Origin of the sequence: Flavobacterium sp. 40-81 (assembly GCF_001898245.1) — a bacterium.
Taxonomy (GTDB): domain Bacteria; phylum Bacteroidota; class Bacteroidia; order Flavobacteriales; family Flavobacteriaceae; genus Flavobacterium; species Flavobacterium inviolabile.
The window spans coordinates 38,742-61,369 of sequence record NZ_MKTM01000027.1 but is presented as its reverse complement, the minus strand read 5'-3'; the positions used below and the strand labels follow the sequence as shown (position 1 = coordinate 61,369).

Genomic DNA, 22,628 nt, shown 5'->3' with positions numbered 1-22,628 from the left:
TCGCTAAGGATAACGAATATCTGACCTGTGATAGGATTTATGGATTTTGATTCTGTATTTTAATGAAAGGACGTCCATTTCTATTTGCGTATCGTTCCGGTGTTTTTATTGTAGCCGTATGGACAGTGACGGCAGCCGTTTTTACAGCAATATCCTCTTTTTAAGTGGAATTGTTCGGTAAAAACCTTGTAACCTTCCGGGGTGAGATAATAGTCTTCTCCAGGGATTAATTTATTTTTAGTATTTTGGTTGTCCATACGGACAAATTTAGGAACTTTAAGGTTAATGATCGTACTTGTATTAAAATATTTAACGCCCAAAGGTTTTAGAGGAATCACTTTATTCCCTTTTGTGTTCCTGGCAGATGTAAAAGATAAAAAGGATCCGGTTTTTTTAAACCATGAAAAAATTCATATCAAGCAGCAGTTAGAGCTGCTGATTGTGCCTTTTTTTATCTGGTACGGGCTGGAATATCTGGTTCGTTTGTGCCAGTATCCGGACAAGCATACCGCTTACCGGAATATCAGCTTTGAGCGGGAAGCTTACGGCAATGAAAAAAATCCGGAGTATTTGTCGGGAAGACCGTTTTATGGTTTTGTGCGCTACCTGCGAAAAAAATAAAAGCCCCTGTTTAAACAAGGGCTTTTTTAATAATAGCGTTTTTCAATTTTAGAAAATAGTCTTTCTGTCTACAACAGCACCGTTTTCTAAGGTTATTTTTAAAAGTACTACGCTGGTTGATTTTTTTACATTTTTAAGTGTAATTTCATTTTCATCAGCATTTTTGTACTCATCTATTTTTCTGCCTAATACGTCGAAGGCAACGATGCTTTTAATTCTTTCAGAAGAAGAGTGAACTGCTAATTCATTTCCTCTAAGTATTTTAATTCCGTTTTCATTTGTGAAATCTACGTTTCCTAAATTTCCGTTTGAGAAACGCAATACAAAACGGTCGTTAAATGTTCCTGCAGCAGAAGTAAAGCTGTATGGCGCTGTTCTTAAGTCGTGGATCACATTTAATGTTTTATCTTCTAGGAAAATCGCATGCGTATCGAATACTCCGTCCAGGTGGTCAATTCCAATCTGGTAAGTATCCTGAGCATTAGCGTTAAATCCTAAAGCTACTTTGTCGTCTTCATTGAATGGTAACGGACGTGCCTGAATGGTTAGGTTCATTTCCGGAATAGTAGAGTAGAATGTTACTCCGTTTCCTCCGAAAGCCTGACCATCTAATCCTCTGTCGAAGTCTAAACTTGCTCCTTCAGCATATCCTACCAGAATCTGACTGAACGCTCCGTTAGCATTCGCTAAGTTTAACCAGATGCGGTGTTTTTCAAGTTCACCTGAATTCACAGCCTGTGTTTCCGGGTTAATTTGTGCAGCTCCGCTTTTCAGGAATGTATTGTTAGATCCGCTAACTCTCATACTGTTGATGAATTTAGCATTTCCGTTTGCAATTCCTTTTACAAAGAAAGCCTGACCGGAAGCGATATAACGGCTTGGTTGTGTGCCTCCTGAAATTGCTGTTGCTGTAGCCCCGAATTTGTTTACAGTAGCATAATCGGAAGAGGTATAGTTATAAGAATAGTTTCCATAAAAAGGATTTGCTGTTCCGGTTTGTATCGGAGTATTGTGTGTCCATACATATACGGTTCCGTCCAATAATGTTTTATTCGTTGTTTCGTTTAAGAAAGATACCACGTCAATTGCTGAGGCGTAAGGGTTTCCGATAAGGTTCCACTGGTCGTCATCAGCGGTTACTCCATTACCAACGTTTGCATCTGTACCGATAGCGATCGGAATAGTGATGTCGCCATTATTTGGTGTTCCAACAAAAGTTGCCGTATAGGTTGTTTTATTTGCCGGATTTAAATCAAATGATTGCGGTGCTCTCACGATATAGCCCATTCTTGGATCCATAGCTGTTGTGGTTGCATTTACACCAATCCAGTTTCCGTAACCTCCGTTGATTGTTGGCTGCCAACGATAGTATTTGTCAGACAAAGTGTTTGGTGATAAAGCGCTTAAAGTAAAATTAGAAGCTAAGGTTACCGGTGAATTCCAGTATGTAAAGTCATAACGATACATTGGTTGTGTCGTACGTTTGATGTTTACAATTCCGGAATTGGCAACATTATCTGTCTGGATAATACTGGCGCTGTTCGCTAAATTGAAAGTACCGTTGTTTTGTACTGTAATTTTGTTAACCACGTTTACACCGTTTCCTGTTGGAACTTCAAGACGGGCATTTGTTCTTACGGTTAATGTTTTTGCTAAACCTACATAGTTGGTTCCGTTTACATTAGCATAATTTGTAGCCGGTTTGATAATTACACAGTTGTCTGCTGCTGGTACTCCTACAGGAAGCCAGTTGTTAGGATCATTCCAGTTACCGTTGTTACCCTGCCAAACTTTAGATTTGTTTGTAACGTTAACTAATTTTGAAGCGGTACAGCCATTGGTTAATTGTACATTGGCAGTAAACGACCAGTTGTTTACTTCTAACTGAGCAGTAGAAGGTTTGATGTAAACGACGTTTACAGCCTGGTTGGTATATGGTACTGTTCCGGCAGCATCAGTATAGGCATCAATTGTAGCTCCTGTCCAGGTAAAGTTTGATGTTAAAGGTCTTGTTCCGCTTAAAACAACATCATCAATAGCCCATCCGTCAGAATAAACGGCAACATATCGGAATCTTAATTTCAGGTTTGCAACTCCAACGTAGCTATTCAACGGGATAGTTACAGTTGTGAATTTACCAGGTGATCCCTGACTTGAGGTATATGTTTGTACCGCTGTCCAGGAAGTACCGTTATTTGTTGAAACTTCAACGATAGCATTGTCTCCGTTTCCATAACAAGAGAAATACTGTCTGTATGTCAATGTCAAATCGATGAAATTTGTAGTGTTATAGCTGTTTGTTGTTTGTAATGCTAAGTTTTTTGTGCTGGAACTACTGTAGTCAGAAGTTGTAAAGGCAAATTTATTGCCAATCGCTCCGGAGCTGATTGCCGGTTTCCAAACACCGGAAACAGTTGTGTAAACACTGGTTTTTTGCTGCCATTCTGTAAGCGCATCACCATTGGCGATATTTACTTTTGTAAAAGCGCCAAATCCAGATGCTTCAAAAGTCTCATTTAATAAATCGACCACTTCTGTACTTCCTGCAGCGGAGATTTGTACTAAATCTTCTTCACCGCATATTTGAGGAGAAGCAGGAGTAATGGTGATGTTAGGAACCGGTTTTATTTTTGCGATAATTGGTGTACGAACCAGAGATTCGCATGATCCGTTTAAAGCTGTTACATAATAGGTTGTTGTAGCCGATAGGGATGGCGTAGTGTATGATGCTGATGTAGCACCGGCTATAGCTGTTCCTCCGCTTTCGGTAGTGTACCATTTGTATGAAGTTACTCCGGAAGTACCGGTTACTGTTAAGGTTACCGTTCCTGTTCCGCACAGTTCAACTGTTGGAGCACTTGTTATTTTTGCAGGGCAATCCTGAATTACACGGATGGTATAATCTTCTGTCTCACCATCGGAATTAGATCCGCAGGCAGCTGTAGATTTTGTACGGATACGCATTCTGTAATCGCCAGGAGCTGTTCCTGTTGGTACCACAAAACCAAAGGTATTGGAGTTGAAGCTTGTATTGGTTGTAAAAACGATTTCTGAAGCATCTTCAAAAGTGTTGTTTTTATTCCAGTCTACCCAAACTCTTGCAGTTTGTAGTCCTCCGGACAAAACAAGGCTAACATTGATTCCGCCACCCGGAATTTGCTGTGCCGGTGTTAGAGCAGTATAATCGCCATATCCGGAAGTACTGTATCCTGTTGTGTTTGTAGGAGCATCTACTACAGCTCCGGTTGTTTTATAACTGGAGATATAAAAGGTACTTGATGAAGATGAAGGTGTACAAACTCCAGATGGTGTTGAAGATGGTGTCCAGGTGTATAATAAGTTTGTATTTGGATATGAACCATTGGAATTTCCTGATCTTGTTCTGTTGGCATCGTTGTTATTTGTACCAGCATTAGTATTTCCCATCCATTTTCCGTTAGAAGGTTGTGATCTGTTGTTGAAGTCACTGTTTGAACTACCTCTAAGGCCTACCTGAACATATACAACACTATTGTCTGATGGCTGACAGCTACCGTATGAAATGTTAACGGTATTGGAAGTTTCATTTAAACGAATCTGAAAGTTGAAATCTCCGTCTTCAGCATCTCTCTCGGCATTAGTCCATTGTACCACAAAAACACGGTTAGGAGCACTTCCTATTGTTTTATAGGTTATGGCAGAACCGTTACTTTTTAGATCTACTCCCAATGCACTGATCGCTCCGCTATAGGCAGTTGATGAAGAAATCGGATTGTATTCATTAGTGTTGGATAATGTGGTTCCGAAAGTTATAAACCCGTTACTATTTACCGAACAAGTAGTATAGTTTGTACCGTTATAGTTGAAAGTAAACCCAATCGCAATATTATTTGGTGTTGTGTTATTGTCCCAACCATTATTGAAAACAATTGAAGCTCCGGTAATTGCGGTATAAGTTGAAGTTGATTCGGAAAAAGTATAATTGCTAACCTGTGTATAACCGGTATTGTAAATGAACAATGATAAAAAGGCTATCACATTTAAAAAGGAAAGGTTTTTAAGATTAAACGGATTAAAATTAAAAACGTTGATAACTTTAAAAAAGTCATCAGATTTTCTGTTGTTTTGGGGGCTGGTTAACATACTATAAAATCTTTAGGGGTTAATTTTACAGTACGAAAGTATGTACTAAGAATCACACGTGAGGTGCGTTTTGACTGAATTTCGATGAAGGATTCCCTTTAATCGATAAAGTGCATTTTTTGAAAACAATAATTAAAATTCCGGAACCGATTTTATGGTAAAACCGTAATTATGTGTTAAAAATGAATATATTTTTTTTACGGAGTGTAAAATTTGACCCTGAAATTGATTTTTTTGTTAAAAAAAATGAGTAAATTTAACTGTGTAATTTGTTATGAATTACAAATGAATGAAACATATATGAAGTGCTAAAAGGGAATCGTTCCCCGGTTTTGTTGTCCCGTTTTAAAGGCTTTATATCCCTTGATGTTTTTTTAAAAATAAAATGTGTATTTTTGTAACTACTTAAAAAACAGAATTTAATGATGATGAAGAAAAGCCTTTTAGTAATTTTTTTATTTGGTGCCGCTTTTTTAAGCCAGGCCCAGATGTATGTGAGCCCAAACAGTTATGTTTTTGTCAATAATGAATTATTGTTTGTCAAACAGGATGTCGTTTTAGCCAGTTTAACCGGTAACGACGGATATGTATATCTTAGAAGAGGAGGCCAGCTTATGCAGGGTGTTGCAGGCAATACCCAGAATAGCGGAGGCGGTAAGATGACCGTTTACCAGGAAGGTACTTCGGATAATTATGATTATAACTACTGGTGTTCACCGGTGGGAACGGTAGCATCCGGTCAGGAAGGTGTTTTAGGAAATTTAAACGGCAATGTAAACAGTTTGTTTTACAGACCGGTAAGCATTACGAGTAGTACTGCTGCAACGATACTGCCATGGGGATCCTGGGACGGACAAGCCAGTCCGTTGTCGATTTCTTCCCGATGGTTATGGAAATTTATCAGTTCAACGGCTTATACCGGCTGGGCACATATTGGAAACGGTCAGCCTTTAGCTGCCGGCGAAGGATTTACTATGAAAGGAACAGCCGGTACCGATTCCAATAATGTGGATGGTACGGTTGCCAACAATCCGGGAGCCAAACAGCGTATCGACTTTAGAGGACGTCCAAACGACGGTGATATTGTTATCCCGACACTTGCGGGACAGCAAACGTTAACCGGAAATCCGTACCCTTCAGCAATTGATTTGAGCTATTTTCTGCTGGATAATCCGGCTTGTGACGGAACAGCTCAGTTTTGGGAGCAGGATAAAACGGTAAATTCGCATTATCTGGCAAACTACCAGGGTGGATACGGCACGTTTACGCCGGCGGCAACTTTAGCACAGGTACTTGCCGGAACAGCAGGTCCGGGGGTTTATACACCGGCAATTTTTTACTCTTATGACGGTTCCGGTAATCAGGGACCGGTGGTTTCGATACCGGGTCAGCATTTTGAGAGACGTTTTTCTCCGGTTGGACAAGGATTTATGGTTATGGGCGTGGGTGCCGGTACCGTTACAATGAAAAATAAATACCGCGTATTTGTAAAAGAAGGAACGGTTACCAATTCTGATTTTGAAAAAAGCGCAAATTCAACAGCTTTTGTGAATAACAGCGACAGTACGGATGAGAATTTCCCGCCTATACAAGCGGTATCCGGTATTGACTATACCAATGGCAGTAAATTGCCAATGCCGCAGATCCGTATCAATACTTTAATTGATAATCAGGGCGTTCGCCAGGGTGTGATTGTTTTTCATCCGGAAGCGACCGACAGTTACGATAGAGGTATGGATGCCTTGTCATCGGATGATGCCTTGCCTTCTGATTCCTTTTTTGTGATAGACAATAAAGAATGTATTATCAGCGCTATTGCCTTTGATGAAGACAAACGTATTCCGGTAGGTTTTAAAAATGATCTGCCTGCCAATTATAAAATCACCGTAAAGGAAATTATCAATTTTGAAGATGTTTCCAATGTTTACCTGCATGATAAAGTAAATAATGTATACCATGATATTAAAAATGGTGTTTACGAATTGAACCTGCCGGCAGGTACCAATAAAACGGATTATGAGATTACATTTAAAGATGATAATATATTGGGCGTTGGTGAAGATATCAAAAACAGCCTGGTAGTTTACCAGAATAATGCTTCGCATAACCTTACCATTAACAACCCGATGCTGTTGGATATCAATACACTGGTTTTGTATGATGTCGTTGGAAAAACCATCTTTACCAAATCAAAACTGGGAAGCAGTGCCTCTTATGAATTTCCGACCTCTAATTTGAGTGATGGTATCTATATTGTAAAAATGGCTACCGCTGACAATCTGGAAATAAGTAAGAAAATCATAATTAAAAATTAAATTTTATTTAAAATATTTAAAAACAGCTTCCATTTGGGAGCTGTTTTTGTTTAAAATGATACTTTTGTAAAGTATGAAAAGCAGTAGTCAGCAATTGCCGTTAATCCTTCCCGATGGAATCTCTGTAATGGTTAAAAGAGAAGATTTAATTCATCCTTTTCTTTCCGGTAATAAATATCGTAAACTGTATTACAATCTTGAAAAAGCCAAAAAAGAAGGATTTACAAGGCTGTTGACTTTTGGCGGTGCTTTTTCAAACCATATAGCTGCGGCTGCGGCTGCCGGATTTCATTTCGGATTTGAAACGATCGGGATTATCAGAGGAGAAGAACTGAGGGACAAGATTCAGGAAAACCCGACTTTGCGGTTTGCCGAACAGCAAGGCATGAAATTTGATTTCATATCCCGTGAGGCCTACCGGTTAAAAGCGGAAGCAGCATTTGTGGAAGCATTACAGGCAAAATACGGCGCTTTTTACCTGCTGCCGGAAGGCGGAACCAACGAGCTGGCCGTTAAAGGATGTGAAGAGATTTTAGAGGAAGACGATAAAATAAAATATACCCATATTTGTTGCGCTGTCGGAACGGGAGGAACCATATCCGGATTGATCAATACCAGTGGCAGTACCCAAAAAGTTCTCGGATTTCCGGCGTTAAAAGGTTCGTTTTTATCTGAGGATATTTGTAAGTTTGTGAATAATAGCCGTTGGGAGCTTATTAATGACTATCATTTTGGAGGATATGCGAAAATAAATGAAGCACTGATCCGTTTTATTAATGCGTTCTATGCCGAAACGGGCGTACCTCTGGATCCGGTTTATACCGGTAAAATGATGTTTGGTGTCATGGACATGATAGCGAAGGGCTATTTTCCTGAAAAGGCACAGATTTTGGTGATCCATACCGGAGGATTACAGGGAATCGAAGGAATGAATAAAATACTGGCACAGAAAAAAATGCCACTGATAATAAACGAATAGCAATTGAATTCTTTTAAAAATAAAAATAATGATTAAGAAGTTTTGTATTCTGCTGACTGTCATTTTTGTTTACAGCTGCGGGTCTTCTTCGAAGGTCCGGACGGCATCGTCAAAAAATAGCACTACTAAAAAACACACGACCGTAAAAACACATACGGGAGGAACAAAATCAGGAAATGCGGGTGAAAATGCAAAACCTACAGAAGTTTTAGAAGCTACTTCAAAATTGAAAGTAACGACTGAAATAGTTAATGAATATATTTCCAAATTTAAAGAAACGGCTAAGGATAACATGCGAAATCATGGTATTCCGGCGAGTATCACGCTGGCGCAGGGAATCCTGGAATCCGGTGCGGGTGTAGGAACGCTGTGTATCAAAGCAAATAACCATTTCGGGATCAAGTGTCATGCCGGATGGACGGGAGAAAGTGTTCGTCATGATGATGATGCCGAACAGGAATGTTTCCGGAAATACAGTGATCCTGCGGAGTCTTTTCGCGACCACTCCCTGTTCCTGACAACCAGAAGCCGCTATGCCGCTTTGTTCAAATTACCTAAAGGAGATTATACTGCCTGGGCAAAAGGACTTAAAAATGCCGGCTATGCTACCGATCCGAAATATCCGGATAAATTAATCGGACTTATCGAGCGTTATGAATTGTACAAATACGATTCGGAAGTTATCGGAGCTGGTTACAATAAACCGGTAATCAAAAAAGAAACACCGATAGTAACAAATAAAGTTGCTGAAGACGGCACTACTTACCGGGTGTCGCAGGGAGATACCTTATACTCCATTTCTAAGAAATTTAATGTAACGGTTGACGAGTTGATCAAAATAAACAACCTTACCTCAAATGCAATATCAATTGGCCAAATACTAAAAGTAAAATCATAATGTTATATAAAAGAAGCAGCGAGCTGTTTGCTGCAGCATCAGCAGTTTTGCCGGGTGGTGTGAACTCACCGGTTCGTGCATTTAAATCAGTTGGCGGAACGCCAATTTTTGTTAAAGAAGCTAAAGGAGCCTATCTTTATGATGAAGACGGAAACCGTCTGGTAGATTATATAAACTCATGGGGACCTATGCTGCTGGGACATGCACACGCTCCGGTTGTGGAAGCGGTAATTGAAAAAGCCAGGCTGGGAACCTCATTCGGGATGCCGACAGCTTTGGAAACAGAAATAGCGGCATTGGCCATTTCGATGGTGCCCGGAATAGAAAAAATACGCTTTGTAAACTCCGGTACGGAAGCCTGTATGAGTGCTATCCGTCTGGCAAGAGGTTTTACAAACAGGGATAAGATCATAAAATTTTCAGGTTGTTACCACGGTCATTCCGATTCTTTCCTGATCCAGGCAGGAAGCGGAGCGATAACCTTTGGTTCGCCAAATAGCCCTGGAGTAACACAGGGAACAGCAAAGGATACCTTGTTAGCCCGTTATAACGATCTGGATAACGTGCGTTCATTGTTTGAAGCGAACAAAAATGAAATTGCAGCCATCATTGTGGAGCCGGTAGCCGGAAACATGGGGTGTGTGCCGCCGCAACAAGGCTTTTTAGAAGGATTACGGGCACTTTGTACAGCAAACGGCGCCTTGCTTATTTTTGATGAAGTAATGACCGGATTTCGTCTGGTAAAAGGTGGTGCGCAGGAATTGTTCAACATTACAGCCGATATCGTAACGTTCGGTAAAGTGATCGGAGGCGGATTGCCTGTTGGTGCTTTTGCTGCCAGAAATGAGATCATGAACTATTTGGCACCGTTAGGGCCGGTATATCAGGCAGGAACACTGTCCGGAAATCCACTGGCAATGGCGGCCGGATTAGCCATGCTGAAAGAAATCAATACCAATGCAGGTCTTTTTGAGCGTTTGGAGCAAAAAACGGCTTATCTGGAAGCGGGAATCCGTAAAGAACTGGATGCTGCCGGTATTGTCTACACGATCAACAGAGTGGGCTCGATGATTTCCGTTCATTTTGACGGAAGTCCGGTTGTGGATTTCGATACGGCGAAAAACGGTGATAACGATTCGTTTAAAAAATTCTTCCACGGCTTGTTAAGAGAAGGGGTTTATATCGCACCTTCGGCTTATGAAACCTGGTTTATAACGGATGCACTGACGTATGAAGACCTGGATTTTACAATTGCTGCCGTTGGGAAAGTGGCTCAGGAATTATAACAGAAAAGTATAAAAAGAAAAAAGCGCACTATATAGTGCGCTTTTTTTATTAATGTGTAAGACGGTTAACTAAGTCCGGCTGAGCATTTAACTGCTCTAATTGCGAAGGCGTTAACGGCGCTTTTAAATAATGTTCAACTACTCTGGCCAATTCTTTTTTACGACCATCTGATAAATCTTTAACTGCTAAATTCTGATGTTTCATCACAAAAGCTTTTGTTACTTCTGCCTTCTGAGCTTCCGTAAGCTTGATCTGTGCTGTTAAAACAGTCATGTCATTCTGAACCTTACTGGCTAATTCCTTGCTTAGCTCCTGTGCAGAAGCGCTGACAGAAAAAGCAATAATCATAAAAAATAGGGCCGCTAATTTTTTCATTTGGTAATAAATTATCAGTGTTTGGAAGCCAAAACTAACTTATTTTATGATATTTTACTAAAAAAACTGCCGAAAAATTATTGACGTTCTTTATTTTTAAAGTTTTGCACTCTTTTTTCCATTCTTTCCTGGCGCATATTGTCGCGTTTTTCCCATTTTTCCATCTGGCCGGCATTCAGGATTTTTTTCATTTCGCCTTTAAAGGCAATTTTCTCATCCATACGTTTGTTTTGCATGGCAAAACGTTCGTCGCTGGTCATTTCTTTGTAGTTTTTCTTTACATCACCCTGAGCCGCTTTTACTGCCTCGCGTTTCTGGCTTTGTTCTGTTAAAAGCTTTTCTACATCTTTTTGCTGTTTTGCAGTTAAATCAAGATCAAGGGTCATTCTTTTAACCTGTAATTGTACCTGTTGCTCCGGAGTCATGCGTTCGCGTTCTCCTCTTGTTGCTTTTTCCTGTGCAAATCCAAACATTGTTGCTGTTAGGCAGATTGCTAAAATTAGTTTTTTCATAATACTTTCTTTTGTAAGTTGTTATGTTCCTTTGACAGCCGTTGGAATAAAAGGTTTAAAATCGGGTGTAATAAAAAAAAGTTAAAAAAATATAACATTTATATTGTTTCTGTAAAAAGATATAACCATATTTTTTGGAGTTACCGCTTTTGAAGGCTACCTTTGCCGCGTGAAATCAGGAATAGTCATAATCATTTTCTTTGTACTCTTCAAACCGATACTTCCGGTTTTTGAATATGTTATTAATTATGACTACATCACTACCGTACTTTGTGAAAACAAGGCAAAACCCGAAATGGCCTGTAACGGAAAGTGTCATTTAATGAAAGAATTGGCAAAATCTTCCGAAACGGAAAAGCCGTTATCGACCGATAAGAAAAATGTAAGAGCAGAAGTAGAAGTATTGTTTCTGGAAATTCAGAAAAACTTCGAATTAGCAGTACTGCCATCTGTCGGAAAAACACAAAAAAACTTCAGTTATTCTAATTTGTATACCCATTTGGGTACCAATGCCGTTTTTCATCCGCCGGCTTTTATTTCTTAAAATTTAACGGACGCTCCATCGGAGCAAAACAACACTCTTTTGATGGTATTTTCCATCAGGGGAATGACATGTCGTATATTTTAAAAAATAAAAAATGAAATTTCAATTCTATAAAAAAGTATTGGCAATTGCATGTGCTATTGCTTTAGGGTCATGTAGTAATGATGACGTAATAAATTCAACAGAAGGTAACGGAAGTTTAAAATTAAAATTCGATCACCGTTATGGGGAAACCGATTTTATTATGGGGGCGACCTATACCACATCGCAGGGTGAAGCCATTAAGGTGGACAACATTAAATATATTGTCAGCAATATTGTATTGACAAAAGATGACGGATCTACCTATACGTATCCGAAAAGTAAAAGCTATTTCATTATAAAAGAGCAAAGTCCGGTTTTGTTTACCGTTGAGCTTGCCGATATTCCGGCCGGAAATTACAAATCGGTTAAATTCGGAATAGGAGTAGACCAGGAACAGTTTAATTTAGGAGCTGCCGGACAGGGTGACTTCCTGGCTCAGGCTCAGGCAGAAGGGATGATGTGGTCCTGGAGTGCCGGGTATAAGTTTTTAGCTTTCGAAGGAAACTTCACTTCTGCAACAGTTGCACAGTCAACATTATTTAAGGTACATACAGGACAAACCGGAACGAATTATAACTATACGGAAGTATCACTTAACTTCCCGGATAAAGCTTTGGTGCGGCCAACGATCACGCCACAGGTGCACATCATGGCGGATTTGTCTAAGATCCTTGACGGAGCAAATAAAATAGGGCTTTCACAACAACCCAATATTATGGGTGGAGCGATTTTGGCTTCTATCACGGCTAATGTACAGTCCATGTTTGCTGTAGATCACGTTCATAACGATTAAGCAATTTAAAAAGCTGCCGGTTTTTTTTTGGATTGGCAGCTTTTTGAAATACGAAAATTATGAAAGTGAAAATCTTAGTATTGCTCATGCTCCCTTTGTTGTGGAGCTGTTCGAACGATGGTGATTCCGACGAATATCAAAATATTCCGATTGCCTTTAAAGTGCCTTCCAATTTTCCGCCTTTGGCTTATAATCTGCAAAACAATCCCCTTACGGAAAAAGGATTTGAGCTTGGTAAAAAACTGTTTTATGACGGCCGCTTATCCTCAGACGGATTGGTTTCCTGCGGATTCTGCCATATACAGGAGGATGCTTTTACACATCATGGGCACACCTTTAGCCATGGTGTTGGCGATAATATTGGGACCCGGAATACACCACCTATCCAGAACCTTGCCTTTCAGACGGCTTATATGTGGGATGGCGCTACAACGCATCTGGATTTACAGCCTTTGATCCCGCTAACCAGTGAGATTGAAATGAATGGTAACCTTGCAGAAATTGTGAGTATGATGAAAAGTGATAAGGCCTATCAGAAACTGTTTAAACAGGCATTTTCCGATGGGGCGATCAATTCTGAAAACATGCTGAAAGCCCTGGGACAGTTTATGGTTATGGTAACCTCTTCCAATTCGCGATTTGATAAGTTCAGACGAAATGAACCGGGTGGCAATTTAACCCAGGAAGAACTTGACGGTTATACGATTTTTAATCAAAAATGTGCTTCCTGCCATGCGACAGATTTGTTTACGGACAATTCGTACCGTAACAATGGCTTAGCCGTGAATCCGCTTATCAACGATATCGGGCGTTACCGTGTTACCGAATTGCCGGAAGATTACTATAAGTTTAAAGTGCCAAGCCTTCGGAATATTGAAAAAACAGCACCATATATGCATGATGGCCGGTTTTTTACACTGGAAGCGGTCTTGAACCACTATGCGCAGGGTGTGGTGGATTCGCCAACGCTGGATCCGGCTTTAAAGAGTAGTGGTTCTTTAGGGATTCCACTGAGCGGAAATGAAAAAACAAAATTAGTGGCGTTTTTGAAAACGTTAACCGATATGCAATATTTAACCGATAAACGGTTTTCGGAATATTAATGGAAAACAGCGCCGGTTTGGAGTGTGTTTTTGGTTAGAAAGTATTCTAATTTCAAAATGCTTTTATAACGGTATCGCATTGTGATAAAAGCATTTTTTCAGTAAAAAAGTGGACTGTTGCAGGTCCGTAAAAAAGAAATAAAAATGAAAAAATATAGTATAGTACTATTGCTTTTTTTTGCAGCTTTAACACAGGCGGCAGAAAAAGACAGTCTCAATTGGGCAAACCCTTTTAAACGATATTTTCAGCCTCTGGAATATTATGATGACTGCGATGCCTGCGGGTGTTCGGCGAGCGGCGGGAGTCTGGGATTTTCGTCGATGCTGAACAGTAATTTTGTTGGAATCCGCTATTTTAATCAGCATTATAAAAGTAATGACGGTTTGTTTTCGGATTCTCCCTGGTATGAAGAAAATTTCAATACCATTCAGGTCTGGGCGCGTATTCCGATAGTGAAAAAAGTACAGCTTTCGGTGCTGGCACCCTATCATTTTCACAATAGGGAAACGGTTACGGGAAACCAGCAGATATCCGGATTGGGTGATATTACGGTTTTGGGAATGTACACGGTTTATGAAACCACAAAGGACAGTGCACTGTTCCGGCACACGCTGCAATTGGGTGGTGGTGTTAAGGCGCCAACGGGAAAATATAAGGAGTTTAACAGCGGTAGTGTGAATCCGAGTTTCCAGGTAGGAACCGGAAGCTGGGATTATATTTTTGCTTCTGAATATGTTTTAAAGCAGGGCGATTTTGGTTTGAATACTATGGCGAGTTATACGCTGAAAACGGAAAATCAGAAAAATTATCGTTTTGGAAATCAATTTAACTATGCTTCAACATTGTTCTATATGATGGCGGTTAAAACGTTTGCCCTGGTACCGCAAATCGGAATAGCCGGTGAGGTGTATGGCAATAATTATCAATACAAGCAGCAACTTCGCAATACGGCCGGTGATATCCTTTTTGGAAAATTCGGTATTGAAGTGGGTAAAGGTAAATTTTCGTTAGGGTTGAATACCATGCTGCCGATCAATCAGAATTTAACCGGAGGAAGGGTGGAAGCCCAATACCGGTGGAGTGTCAATTTGAATTATACGCTGTAAAAAAAAGAAAAGGACTCCGTTGAGTCCTTTTTTTATGGTGCTTTTTGTGCACTGGCCGGATTTTGTGGCTGATGCTGTCCCTGGAAACGTTTTTTGTAAATAGCATCCCATTTGTCCTGTTGTTCGGTTGTTAAGACGGCTTTCAGGTTTGCTTTTAGTGTTTTCAGGCTTTCGATATATTCTTCTTTTAACGTCTGGTTTTCTTCCGGTTTGGCAGATTGAAGACGCTGCTTGATGTCGCCGGTTTTCCGATTGTTTTCAAGTAAGATCTTTTCCAGCTGTTGCTGCTGGACTGTTGTTAAATCCAGATCGGTTGCCATTCTTTTTACTTCCATTTTGGCTTTTTGCTCGGCGGTCAAAACGGGTTGCTGCTGTGCGTTGCAGGTTAAGGATACAATACCTAAGATTAAAATAAAGAGCTTTTTCATAATCTTATTGGTTTTAAGTTGTTGATTCCGTGAAGTTTTGCTTAAAATTAGCGATTAAAGCGGGGAGCGGATGTTATTTTCTTTTAAGTGTATTTTTTGTCGATTAAATACGGTAAATGCTGGTTGTTAGCGGTTAAATAAAAAAAGGAGCTCCGTGAAGAACTCCTTTTTTGTAAATATGATTGAGGGTAATTACGATTGTAATTCCACTACTTTGCTTTCGCCGTTAACAACAACTTTGGTCAGTCCGTGCTGTGATAAGGCTTTCATGGCTTTATCCCATTTTTTACCGCTTAGTCCTGCCTGATTTTTCAATTCGGCTAATTCTAAAGCGTTGTTGCTTTTTTCAAGAATAGCAATGATGGCTTTTTCTTCTGCTTCCAATTCAATCTGGATGGCTTTTTTCTCCGGACGCATCTGAGGGAAGAATAAAACTTCCTGGATGGATGGATTGTTGGTCAGGAACATGATTAAACGATCCATTCCGATTCCCAAACCGGATGTAGGTGGCATACCATATTCCAAAGCGCGTAAAAAGTCATTGTCAATAAACATGGCTTCGTCGTCACCTCTTTCGGATAAGGCTAACTGTGCTTCAAAACGCTCTCGCTGATCGATCGGGTCGTTTAACTCAGAATATGCGTTAGCGATCTCTTTACCGCAAACCATTAGTTCGAAACGCTCCGTCAGATCCGGATTGTCACGGTGTACTTTAGTAAGCGGACTCATTTCTTTCGGATAATCCGTGATGAAAGTAGGCTGGATGAAGTTTCCTTCACATTTCTCTCCGAAAATTTCGTCGATCAGTTTTCCTTTCCCCATTGTTTCGTCTACGGCAATTCCCATTGATTTGGCTGCCTCTCTTAATTCTTCTTCCGTTTTTCCGGAGATATCAAATCCGGTGAACTGTTTGATGGCATCCGTCATGGTCACGCGGGCATAAGGTGCTTTGAAGTCAACAGTATGTTCGCCAAAAGTTGCGCTTGTCGTACTGTTTACCTGAAGGGCGCAATATTCCAGAAGATTTTCGGTGAATTCCATCATCCAGTTGTAGTCTTTGTAGGCTACGTAGATTTCCATTGCGGTAAATTCCGGATTGTGGGTTCTGTCCATACCTTCGTTACGGAAGTTTTTGGAGAATTCATAGACACCGTCAAAACCACCTACAATCAGTCTTTTCAGGTACAATTCGTTAGCAATACGCATGTATAGCGGAATGTCTAAAGAGTTGTGGTGTGTGATAAATGGTCTTGCTGCTGCACCACCGGGAATGGATTGTAATATTGGTGTTTCTACTTCAAAATAACCTTTGTCGTTAAAGAACGTACGCATTGCGTTGAAAAGCTTGGTTCTCTTAATGAAAACGTCTTTTACCTGCGGATTTACTACTAAATCCACATAACGCATACGGTAGCGTAATTCCGGATCGGTAAAAGCATCAAAAATATTACCGTCGGCATCTACTTTTGGAAGCGGAAGCGGACGTAATGTTTTGCTTAGTAATGAGATTTTTTTAGCACGCAGGGTTTTTTCGCCAACCTGTGTGGTGAAAAGTTCTCCTTCAATACCGATAAAGTCACCTAAGTCAATTAGTTTTTTGAAAACTTCGTTGTATAATGTTTTGTCGTCGTCCGGGCAAATTTCATCACGGTTAATATAAACCTGAATACGTCCTTCGCTGTCCTGAATTTCGGCAAAGGAAGCTTTTCCCTGTATACGGGATGACATTAAACGTCCGGCCACAATTACCTTCTTTCCTTCTTCAAAAGTTTCCTTGACCTGCTTCGACGTATGATCTACGGGAAACAAATTTGCGGGATATGGGTTTATTCCAAGTTCTTTCAACCTGCCCAATTTTTCTCTTCTGATGATTTCTTGTTCTGAAAGTTGCATAATTGTGATTTATTTTAAGCGTGCAAAGATAGGTATAATTTGAGAATGAGTCAATTTCAAATTTTGAAAATGATTATGATGGTTATAAATGCGGAAAGCAGTATCTTTGAATCACATTTTTAATTGATACTATTATGATTGAAAAGGTTCGGATGTTTTTGGTTTTATGCGTTTCGGTAATCGCAACCAGTTGTAATTTTACAGAGAATATTAATTTGAACAGCGACGGAAGCGGAAAGATTTCTTTTGATGTTGATGCTTCGGCAATAATGGAAATGGGCGGTGAAGAGATGATCGGGAAAGGGAAGTCGGAAGTGATCGATTCTACTTTTACATTTAAGGAATTGCTGGCGCAGAAAAAGGACAGTATTGCAAAATTGCCGGCGGCAGAACAGGCAAAACTGAAGAAGATGGAAAATTTTGCCGTGAACATGAAAATCAATGAAAGTGAAAAGACTTTCTTTTTCTCACTTTTCAGTGATTTTAAAAGTACCATGGATCTGGTGGATATGATGACGGTGATGAAATCGATTGATGAATTGAAATCGAAAGGGAAGGGAAGTCAGAGTCCGATTTCAAAAATGGAAGATGGCAACACGGAACTGAAGTTTTCGTTTAACGGAAAAAAATTCTCCAGAACGGTAAAAGTAAAAGATGCCGTGCTGCAAAAACAAATAGTGGACAGTCTGGGTTCGATCCGGCCGATGCTGGCGGCATTTAATTATACGGTGAAATACCATTTCCCGAAAAAAATAAAATCGGTTAGTGCGAAAAATGCGCTTTTTAGTGAAGACAGAAAAACAGTTACGATACAATTCCCGTTTTTGGATTATGTGGAAAAACCGGAATCGATGAGTTTTGATGTTTTTCTGGAAAATAAATAATTACAACAAAATGAATAAAAAAGTAGCGCTAAGGGATCTTGGCCTTAAAGATTATAAAGACACCTGGGATTATCAGGAATCATTATTTCAGGGAATATTAGATATTAAAATAAGCAATCGAAGAGAAGATAAGGAAGAGGCAACTCCGAATTATTTTTTATTTGTAGAACATCCGCATGTGTACACTTTGGGTAAAAGCGGTGATTTTTCGAATCTGCTGCTCAATGAAAAGCAGCTGGAGGAAAAAGGAGCGACATTTTATAAAATTAACAGAGGCGGAGATATTACGTATCACGGTCCCGGTCAGATTGTAGGGTATCCTATCCTGGATCTGGAAAATTTCTTTTCGGATATTCATAAATATTTGCGTCTGCTGGAAGAGGCAATTATTCTGACTTTGGCAGAATACGGATTGTCCTGTGAAAGAAGCGAAGGGGAAACAGGAGTGTGGTTAGGTGTGGGAACACCTTTTGCAAGAAAAATCTGTGCGATGGGAGTTCGGGCTTCCCGCTGGGTTACGATGCATGGATTTGCATTGAATGTAAATTCGAACCTGGGTTACTTTGATAATATTATTCCGTGCGGGATAAAAGATAAGGCAGTTACTTCTTTAAATGTTGAATTGGGAGTGGATCATGTGGATGAGGCAGAAGTGAAAGCAAAAATCACCAAACATTTTGCGGCTCTTTTTGAGGCGGAAATGGTTTGAGAATTTTAAGACAATTTAGAAAGAAAAATCCTGACAAAATTTTGTCAGGATTTTTTTGTGTTTATAGATCCAGTTTTAACTGTTCCGGAAGCAGCCGGAATGATTTTCTGTGGTATTTGGTGATGCCGTATTTCTGAATTGCTTCCCGGTGTTCCACTGTTGGATATCCTTTGTTTTGTTTCCAGTTGTACATGGGGAATTCTTCGTGTATTCGGTTCATGTATTCGTCGCGGTATGTTTTGGCTAAAACGGAAGCGGCGGCGATACTCAGGTATTTGCTGTCGCCTTTAACGATACAGCTGTAGGGAATGTCGTTAACCGGTTTGAAGCGGTTTCCGTCTACGATAATGTATTCGGGAACAGGGCTGAGCCTGGTAATGCAGTGCTGCATGGCTTTTATGGATGCGTTCAGGATATTGATCTCGTCGATTATTTCCGGTTCAAGATGGATGACTTTGTAGGATAATGCCAGTTCTTCTATTATCGGTTTGAGGCGATCGCGGGTTAATTCGGATAATTTTTTGGAATCGTTGAGTTTTTCTATCAGGCAGTTTTCCGGTAAAATAACGGCTGCGGCGGTAACGGGACCGGCAAGACAGCCTCTTCCGGCTTCATCGGTTCCGGCTTCTAATGTTAACTTTGAGTAATTCGATAAAAGCATTTTTGTTTTTGGTAAAAATATAAAAAAACAACAAATTTTCTGAGTAATCTGCTGTGGATATTAGGACTTTTTTTTGCATACTGTATTTCTTAGGGTGTTTTTTTAACACAAATAAAATGCTACAATTCCTATATTATATTTGTTTATTTAAGAAATTATTAAGAAGTTTGCGGAATAACTAACTCAAATAAATTTAATATGAGATCGAAGTTTAAATGGATTTTTACGCTTTTACTAGCGTTTTCAATGCAGTTTTCGTTCGCACAGGAGAAAACTGTTACAGGTACTGTGACCGAGGGAGGTTTACCATTACCTGGTGTTAGTGTTGTGATCAAAGGAACAACACAAGGCACGCAAACTGATATGGATGGTAATTATTCCATCAAAGCATCACAAGGACAAGTGTTGGTTTTTACATTTGTTGGAATGCAATCATCATCAGTTACTGTTGGTGCTAGTAACAAAGTAAATGTTGCACTGCAAGCCGAAGCAAGACAATTAAATGAAGTTGTTGTTGGTGCTTTAGGTATTAAAAAGAGAGTGGATGCGATAACTTCCGCTAACCAGGTTGTTAAAGCGAAAGAATTGAACCAGGCTTCCAGCCCAAGTGTTGTTCAGGCTTTAACAGGTAAAGTTTCAGGTTTACAAATCAACCAGACAAACAGTGCTGTTGATGCTACAACCAGAATCGTTATCCGTGCTGCAAAATCACTTACTCAAAATAACCAAGCTTTGGTTGTAATTGATGGTGTTATTTCATCAGCTGCTGTTTTACAACAGTTGCCACCTGAAACAATTGAGTCAGTAAATACTATTAAAGGTTCTCAAGGTGCTGCTTTGTACGGATCTGATGGTGTTAACGGTGCTTTAATTGTTACAACTAAAAAAGGTTCTGCTCAAGGTCAAAAAATGACAGTTAGTATTAACTCTTCAATTGACTTTTCTAATGTAGCTTACCTTCCGGAAAGACAAACAAGATATGGTCAAGGATGGGATGGACAACATTATTCTTATGAGAATGGTGCTTGGGGTCCTGAGTTTGACGGATCTATCCAGCCTACAGGTTTACCTCAAGCTGATGGTAACTATTATATGTTGCCTTATGAGTCTCAAGGAAGTGATAATATCAAAAAATTCTTTAAAACAGGAATTTTAACTCAAAACGGAGTTACTTTATCTTCTGGTAATGAAGATGGTTACCTTTTCTTCTCAGCTAACAAATTCAGAAATGAGTTCATTGTAAACAGAGACGTTTTAGATAGAACAAACTTCCAATTCAGAGCTGGTAAAAAAGTTGGTAAATTCAATGTAGAAGGTAACGTTGCTTACACTACACAAGTTTCGAATACTACAAGTTCAAGTTTATACTACAACTTACTACAGACACCTACTAACATTCCAATCAAAATGTTTGATAATGCTAGTAACGAGCACGGATATTCTTACTATGGAAGAAATCCTTACTGGGTTGTTGATAACGTAAGAAACCAGGCTTTAGCTGATGTTTTCAACGGTATTGGTAAAGTGTCTTATGAAATTAACAAAAACATCAATGTAGTTTATACAGCGAATGTTAGTTTCCAACAAAACAGAGCTTTAGGTTATACTAATGACTATAAAGATCCTTACCAGATTTCTGACGGATCAATTATTTCTAACTTCAGTACTTCTAACTTGGCAAGAAGAAATATCTATGGTGATTTATTAGTTAACTTTGACTATGATTTAACTAAAGATATCAACTTCAAAGCGAATATTGGTAACAATATCCAAGATAGATTTGTTACTCAAACTTCAGTTTCCGGAACACAGTTAGCGCTTCCTGGATTATACAATATTGGTAACGTTTCAAGTGTGCCAAATGCTTCTAATGCAGAAAGCAGAGTTAGAAAATATGCTTATTTCGCAAACGTTGATTTAGCGTATAAAGATTATTTATTCTTGAACTTAACAGGAAGAAACGAGTGGGTATCTTTCTTAGATAAAGATAACAACAGTTATTTCTACCCAAGTGCTGGTATCTCTTTCGTGCCTACTAAAGCTTTCGAAAGTTTAAAAGATAACAAAGTATTATCGTATGCTAAAGTAATGTTCAGTGTTGTAAAAGTTGGTAATGCCGATATCGGTGCTTACGAGATCAATAACTTATACAGACAATCTACAGGTTATCCGTTCAACGGAGTTAACTCTTACGTTCCAAACGTTCAACCTACAATTGCATACAATTCAAGAACAAACCCTTATATCAAACCAGAGTTCTACGTGTCTAAAGAGGCTACAATTAACTTAGGTTTCTTAAATGACAGAATTACTTTAGAAGCTTCTGGTTATATCAGTGATAACACTGACTTGATCACTAGTGTGAGTTCTTCTTATGCTTCTGGTAACCCTAACTATGTTACTAACATTGGTGCTACTAAAGCAAAAGGTATCGAGATTGACTTAGGTATTACACCTATCAAAACTAAAGATTTTACATGGGAAGCAAAATTCAGTTTCTCTAAAACTAAAACTACTGTTGAAAAAGTTTCTGATAACACTAACTCTGTTGCAATTTACTCTCCTTACGGGACTTACGGTATTTTTGCTGAAGAAGGTGAAGAATATCCTATCATCAAAGGTTTTGGATACCAAAGAGATGGTGAAGGACGTATCATTGTTGATGCTAACACAGGAAACCCATTAAAATCTACTGAATTAATGAAGTTAGGTAAAACTACTCCAGATTATATCTTAGGATTAAATACTTCAATTGATTTCAAAGGATTACGTTTAGCCGCAGTAATGGATTACAGAACTGGTCACCAGTATTATTCAGGTACTAAAAATACATTAAGTTCTTTTGGATATTTAGTGGATTCAGCTGAAAACGGAAGAAACGGATTTATTATGCCAAACTCTTCTTATTTAGATACAGCTACTGGTACTTACGTTGCTAATAATTCAGTTGTAACTGGAGGAGGATCTTCAACAGGAATTCAACAATATTATGCTAATACTTACTCTAACATTGATGAGAACTACATTTTAGATGCTACAGCATTCAAAGTTCGTGAGTTGGCTTTAAGTTATGCAATCCCTTCTAAAATGTTAGAAAGAACAGGATTGACTAGTTTAAGAGTAGGTGTAAATGCTAGAAATCCATTTACAGTTCTTGCAAGAGAAAACAGAGGATATGATGATCCAGAAGGATCAATAAATAATGGTAATGCGGTTGGATTGGCTTCAGGTACAAGTAGTAGTGGTGCTAATGGTACTAATCAGTATCCAAACACTAGAACTATCGGTTTCAGTCTTAACTTAACATTTTAAT

General features: G+C 39.3%; 19 protein-coding genes. 12 read left to right on the top strand and 7 right to left on the bottom strand.

Annotated elements, in window-relative coordinates:
• Positions 1-80: 80 nt before the first annotated feature.
• Positions 81-257 (bottom strand): C1orf53 family protein, encoded by a 177-nt coding sequence (locus tag BGO42_RS10290; RefSeq protein WP_177729925.1) that lies wholly within the window; start codon positions 255-257, stop codon positions 81-83.
• A 28-nt stretch (positions 258-285) separates the two neighbouring features.
• Here BGO42_RS10290 and BGO42_RS10285 point away from each other — a divergent pair, with 28 nt between their 5' ends.
• The gene (locus BGO42_RS10285) at positions 286-621 is read left to right on the top strand and encodes a hypothetical protein (RefSeq protein WP_273244100.1); all 336 of its coding nucleotides are present in this window, start codon (positions 286-288) and stop codon (positions 619-621) included.
• A gap of 48 nt (positions 622-669) precedes the next feature.
• Here BGO42_RS10285 and BGO42_RS10280 read toward each other — a convergent pair whose 3' ends face one another.
• Positions 670-4,743 carry a RemA C-terminal-like gliding motility protein gene (locus BGO42_RS10280; RefSeq protein WP_286749199.1) on the bottom strand — a complete coding sequence of 1,358 codons (4,074 nt, stop codon included), beginning with the start codon at positions 4,741-4,743 and terminating at the stop codon, positions 670-672.
• Positions 4,744-5,165: 422 nt separating this feature from the next.
• On the opposite strand from BGO42_RS10280, the gene BGO42_RS10275 reads away from it, so the two are divergent.
• The 4 genes from BGO42_RS10275 (at position 5,166) to hemL (ending at position 10,221) form a co-directional block, all read left to right on the top strand.
• Positions 5,166-7,058, top strand: coding sequence for a T9SS type A sorting domain-containing protein (locus BGO42_RS10275; RefSeq protein WP_273244096.1), 1,893 nt, complete (start codon positions 5,166-5,168; stop codon positions 7,056-7,058).
• Between the two features lie 73 nt (positions 7,059-7,131).
• Positions 7,132-8,037: a 1-aminocyclopropane-1-carboxylate deaminase/D-cysteine desulfhydrase gene (locus BGO42_RS10270; protein ID WP_273244094.1), complete on the top strand. Its 906-nt coding sequence runs from the start codon at positions 7,132-7,134 to the stop codon at positions 8,035-8,037.
• A gap of 28 nt (positions 8,038-8,065) precedes the next feature.
• Positions 8,066-8,935 (top strand): glucosaminidase domain-containing protein, encoded by an 870-nt coding sequence (locus tag BGO42_RS10265; protein WP_177729920.1) that lies wholly within the window; start codon positions 8,066-8,068, stop codon positions 8,933-8,935.
• Positions 8,935-10,221, top strand: a complete 1,287-nt coding sequence (gene hemL, locus BGO42_RS10260; protein ID WP_273244091.1) for a glutamate-1-semialdehyde 2,1-aminomutase — start codon at positions 8,935-8,937, stop codon at positions 10,219-10,221. Before BGO42_RS10265 ends, hemL begins: the two co-directional genes overlap by 1 nt.
• Before the next feature lie 49 nt (positions 10,222-10,270).
• On the opposite strand, the gene BGO42_RS10255 is transcribed toward hemL, so the two are convergent.
• Together BGO42_RS10255 and BGO42_RS10250 are read right to left on the bottom strand one after the other, a co-directional pair.
• A complete protein-coding gene (locus BGO42_RS10255; protein ID WP_273244089.1) occupies positions 10,271-10,597 on the bottom strand; it encodes a hypothetical protein in 327 nt (108 codons plus the stop codon).
• Positions 10,598-10,674: 77 nt separating this feature from the next.
• The gene (locus BGO42_RS10250) at positions 10,675-11,109 is read right to left on the bottom strand and encodes a DUF4890 domain-containing protein (RefSeq protein WP_177729917.1); all 435 of its coding nucleotides are present in this window, start codon (positions 11,107-11,109) and stop codon (positions 10,675-10,677) included.
• Positions 11,110-11,278: 169 nt separating this feature from the next.
• On the opposite strand from BGO42_RS10250, the gene BGO42_RS10245 reads away from it, so the two are divergent.
• The 4 genes from BGO42_RS10245 (at position 11,279) to BGO42_RS10230 (ending at position 14,740) form a co-directional block, all read left to right on the top strand.
• Positions 11,279-11,653, top strand: coding sequence for a hypothetical protein (locus tag BGO42_RS10245; RefSeq protein ID WP_246297015.1), 375 nt, complete (start codon positions 11,279-11,281; stop codon positions 11,651-11,653).
• 94 nt (positions 11,654-11,747) lie between these two features.
• Positions 11,748-12,530 carry an MbnP family protein gene (locus BGO42_RS10240; RefSeq protein ID WP_177729916.1) on the top strand — a complete coding sequence of 261 codons (783 nt, stop codon included), beginning with the start codon at positions 11,748-11,750 and terminating at the stop codon, positions 12,528-12,530.
• A gap of 59 nt (positions 12,531-12,589) precedes the next feature.
• Entirely contained in the window at positions 12,590-13,633 is a 1,044-nt protein-coding gene (locus BGO42_RS10235) for a cytochrome-c peroxidase (protein WP_273244085.1), read from the top strand.
• Positions 13,634-13,777: 144 nt separating this feature from the next.
• Entirely contained in the window at positions 13,778-14,740 is a 963-nt protein-coding gene (locus BGO42_RS10230; RefSeq protein ID WP_273244084.1) for a transporter family protein, read from the top strand.
• Between the two features lie 32 nt (positions 14,741-14,772).
• Here BGO42_RS10230 and BGO42_RS10225 read toward each other — a convergent pair whose 3' ends face one another.
• Both BGO42_RS10225 and lysS read right to left on the bottom strand, forming a co-directional pair.
• Complete coding sequence (locus BGO42_RS10225) at positions 14,773-15,168, bottom strand: DUF4890 domain-containing protein (RefSeq protein WP_273244082.1); 396 nt, start codon at positions 15,166-15,168, stop codon at positions 14,773-14,775.
• 192 nt (positions 15,169-15,360) lie between these two features.
• Positions 15,361-17,061, bottom strand: coding sequence for a lysine--tRNA ligase (lysS, locus tag BGO42_RS10220; protein WP_273244080.1), 1,701 nt, complete (start codon positions 17,059-17,061; stop codon positions 15,361-15,363).
• 134 nt (positions 17,062-17,195) lie between these two features.
• Here lysS and BGO42_RS10215 point away from each other — a divergent pair, with 134 nt between their 5' ends.
• Together BGO42_RS10215 and lipB are read left to right on the top strand one after the other, a co-directional pair.
• Positions 17,196-17,945: a hypothetical protein gene (locus BGO42_RS10215; protein ID WP_273244078.1), complete on the top strand. Its 750-nt coding sequence runs from the start codon at positions 17,196-17,198 to the stop codon at positions 17,943-17,945.
• 10 nt (positions 17,946-17,955) lie between these two features.
• Positions 17,956-18,654 carry a lipoyl(octanoyl) transferase LipB gene (gene lipB, locus BGO42_RS10210; RefSeq protein ID WP_177729910.1) on the top strand — a complete coding sequence of 233 codons (699 nt, stop codon included), beginning with the start codon at positions 17,956-17,958 and terminating at the stop codon, positions 18,652-18,654.
• Between the two features lie 61 nt (positions 18,655-18,715).
• Here lipB and rnhB read toward each other — a convergent pair whose 3' ends face one another.
• Entirely contained in the window at positions 18,716-19,315 is a 600-nt protein-coding gene (gene rnhB / locus BGO42_RS10205) for a ribonuclease HII (protein WP_273244075.1), read from the bottom strand.
• 198 nt (positions 19,316-19,513) lie between these two features.
• Between rnhB and BGO42_RS10200 the strand changes: the two genes are divergently transcribed.
• Positions 19,514-22,627, top strand: a complete 3,114-nt coding sequence (locus BGO42_RS10200) for a SusC/RagA family TonB-linked outer membrane protein (RefSeq protein WP_273244073.1) — start codon at positions 19,514-19,516, stop codon at positions 22,625-22,627.
• Position 22,628: the final 1 nt, after the last annotated feature.

Excerpts from the sequence above, each read along its gene's own strand:
- BGO42_RS10230 (WP_273244084.1), top strand. The coding sequence starts at position 13,778 with ATGAAAAAATATAGTATAGTACTATTGCTTTTTTTTGCAGCTTTAACA.
- BGO42_RS10235 (WP_273244085.1), top strand. The coding sequence starts at position 12,590 with ATGAAAGTGAAAATCTTAGTATTGCTCATGCTCCCTTTGTTGTGGAGC.
- lysS (WP_273244080.1), bottom strand. The coding sequence starts at position 17,061 with ATGCAACTTTCAGAACAAGAAATCATCAGAAGAGAAAAATTGGGCAGG.
- BGO42_RS10270 (WP_273244094.1), top strand. The coding sequence starts at position 7,132 with ATGAAAAGCAGTAGTCAGCAATTGCCGTTAATCCTTCCCGATGGAATC.
- BGO42_RS10285 (WP_273244100.1), top strand. The coding sequence starts at position 286 with ATGATCGTACTTGTATTAAAATATTTAACGCCCAAAGGTTTTAGAGGA.
- BGO42_RS10215 (WP_273244078.1), top strand. The coding sequence starts at position 17,196 with ATGATTGAAAAGGTTCGGATGTTTTTGGTTTTATGCGTTTCGGTAATC.
- BGO42_RS10290 (WP_177729925.1), bottom strand. The coding sequence starts at position 257 with ATGGACAACCAAAATACTAAAAATAAATTAATCCCTGGAGAAGACTAT.
- lipB (WP_177729910.1), top strand. The coding sequence starts at position 17,956 with ATGAATAAAAAAGTAGCGCTAAGGGATCTTGGCCTTAAAGATTATAAA.
- rnhB (WP_273244075.1), bottom strand. The coding sequence starts at position 19,315 with ATGCTTTTATCGAATTACTCAAAGTTAACATTAGAAGCCGGAACCGAT.
- BGO42_RS10240 (WP_177729916.1), top strand. The coding sequence starts at position 11,748 with ATGAAATTTCAATTCTATAAAAAAGTATTGGCAATTGCATGTGCTATT.
- hemL (WP_273244091.1), top strand. The coding sequence starts at position 8,935 with ATGTTATATAAAAGAAGCAGCGAGCTGTTTGCTGCAGCATCAGCAGTT.
- BGO42_RS10225 (WP_273244082.1), bottom strand. The coding sequence starts at position 15,168 with ATGAAAAAGCTCTTTATTTTAATCTTAGGTATTGTATCCTTAACCTGC.
- BGO42_RS10200 (WP_273244073.1), top strand. The coding sequence starts at position 19,514 with ATGAGATCGAAGTTTAAATGGATTTTTACGCTTTTACTAGCGTTTTCA.
- BGO42_RS10275 (WP_273244096.1), top strand. The coding sequence starts at position 5,166 with ATGATGATGAAGAAAAGCCTTTTAGTAATTTTTTTATTTGGTGCCGCT.
- BGO42_RS10280 (WP_286749199.1), bottom strand. The coding sequence starts at position 4,743 with ATGTTAACCAGCCCCCAAAACAACAGAAAATCTGATGACTTTTTTAAA.
- BGO42_RS10265 (WP_177729920.1), top strand. The coding sequence starts at position 8,066 with ATGATTAAGAAGTTTTGTATTCTGCTGACTGTCATTTTTGTTTACAGC.
- BGO42_RS10255 (WP_273244089.1), bottom strand. The coding sequence starts at position 10,597 with ATGAAAAAATTAGCGGCCCTATTTTTTATGATTATTGCTTTTTCTGTC.
- BGO42_RS10250 (WP_177729917.1), bottom strand. The coding sequence starts at position 11,109 with ATGAAAAAACTAATTTTAGCAATCTGCCTAACAGCAACAATGTTTGGA.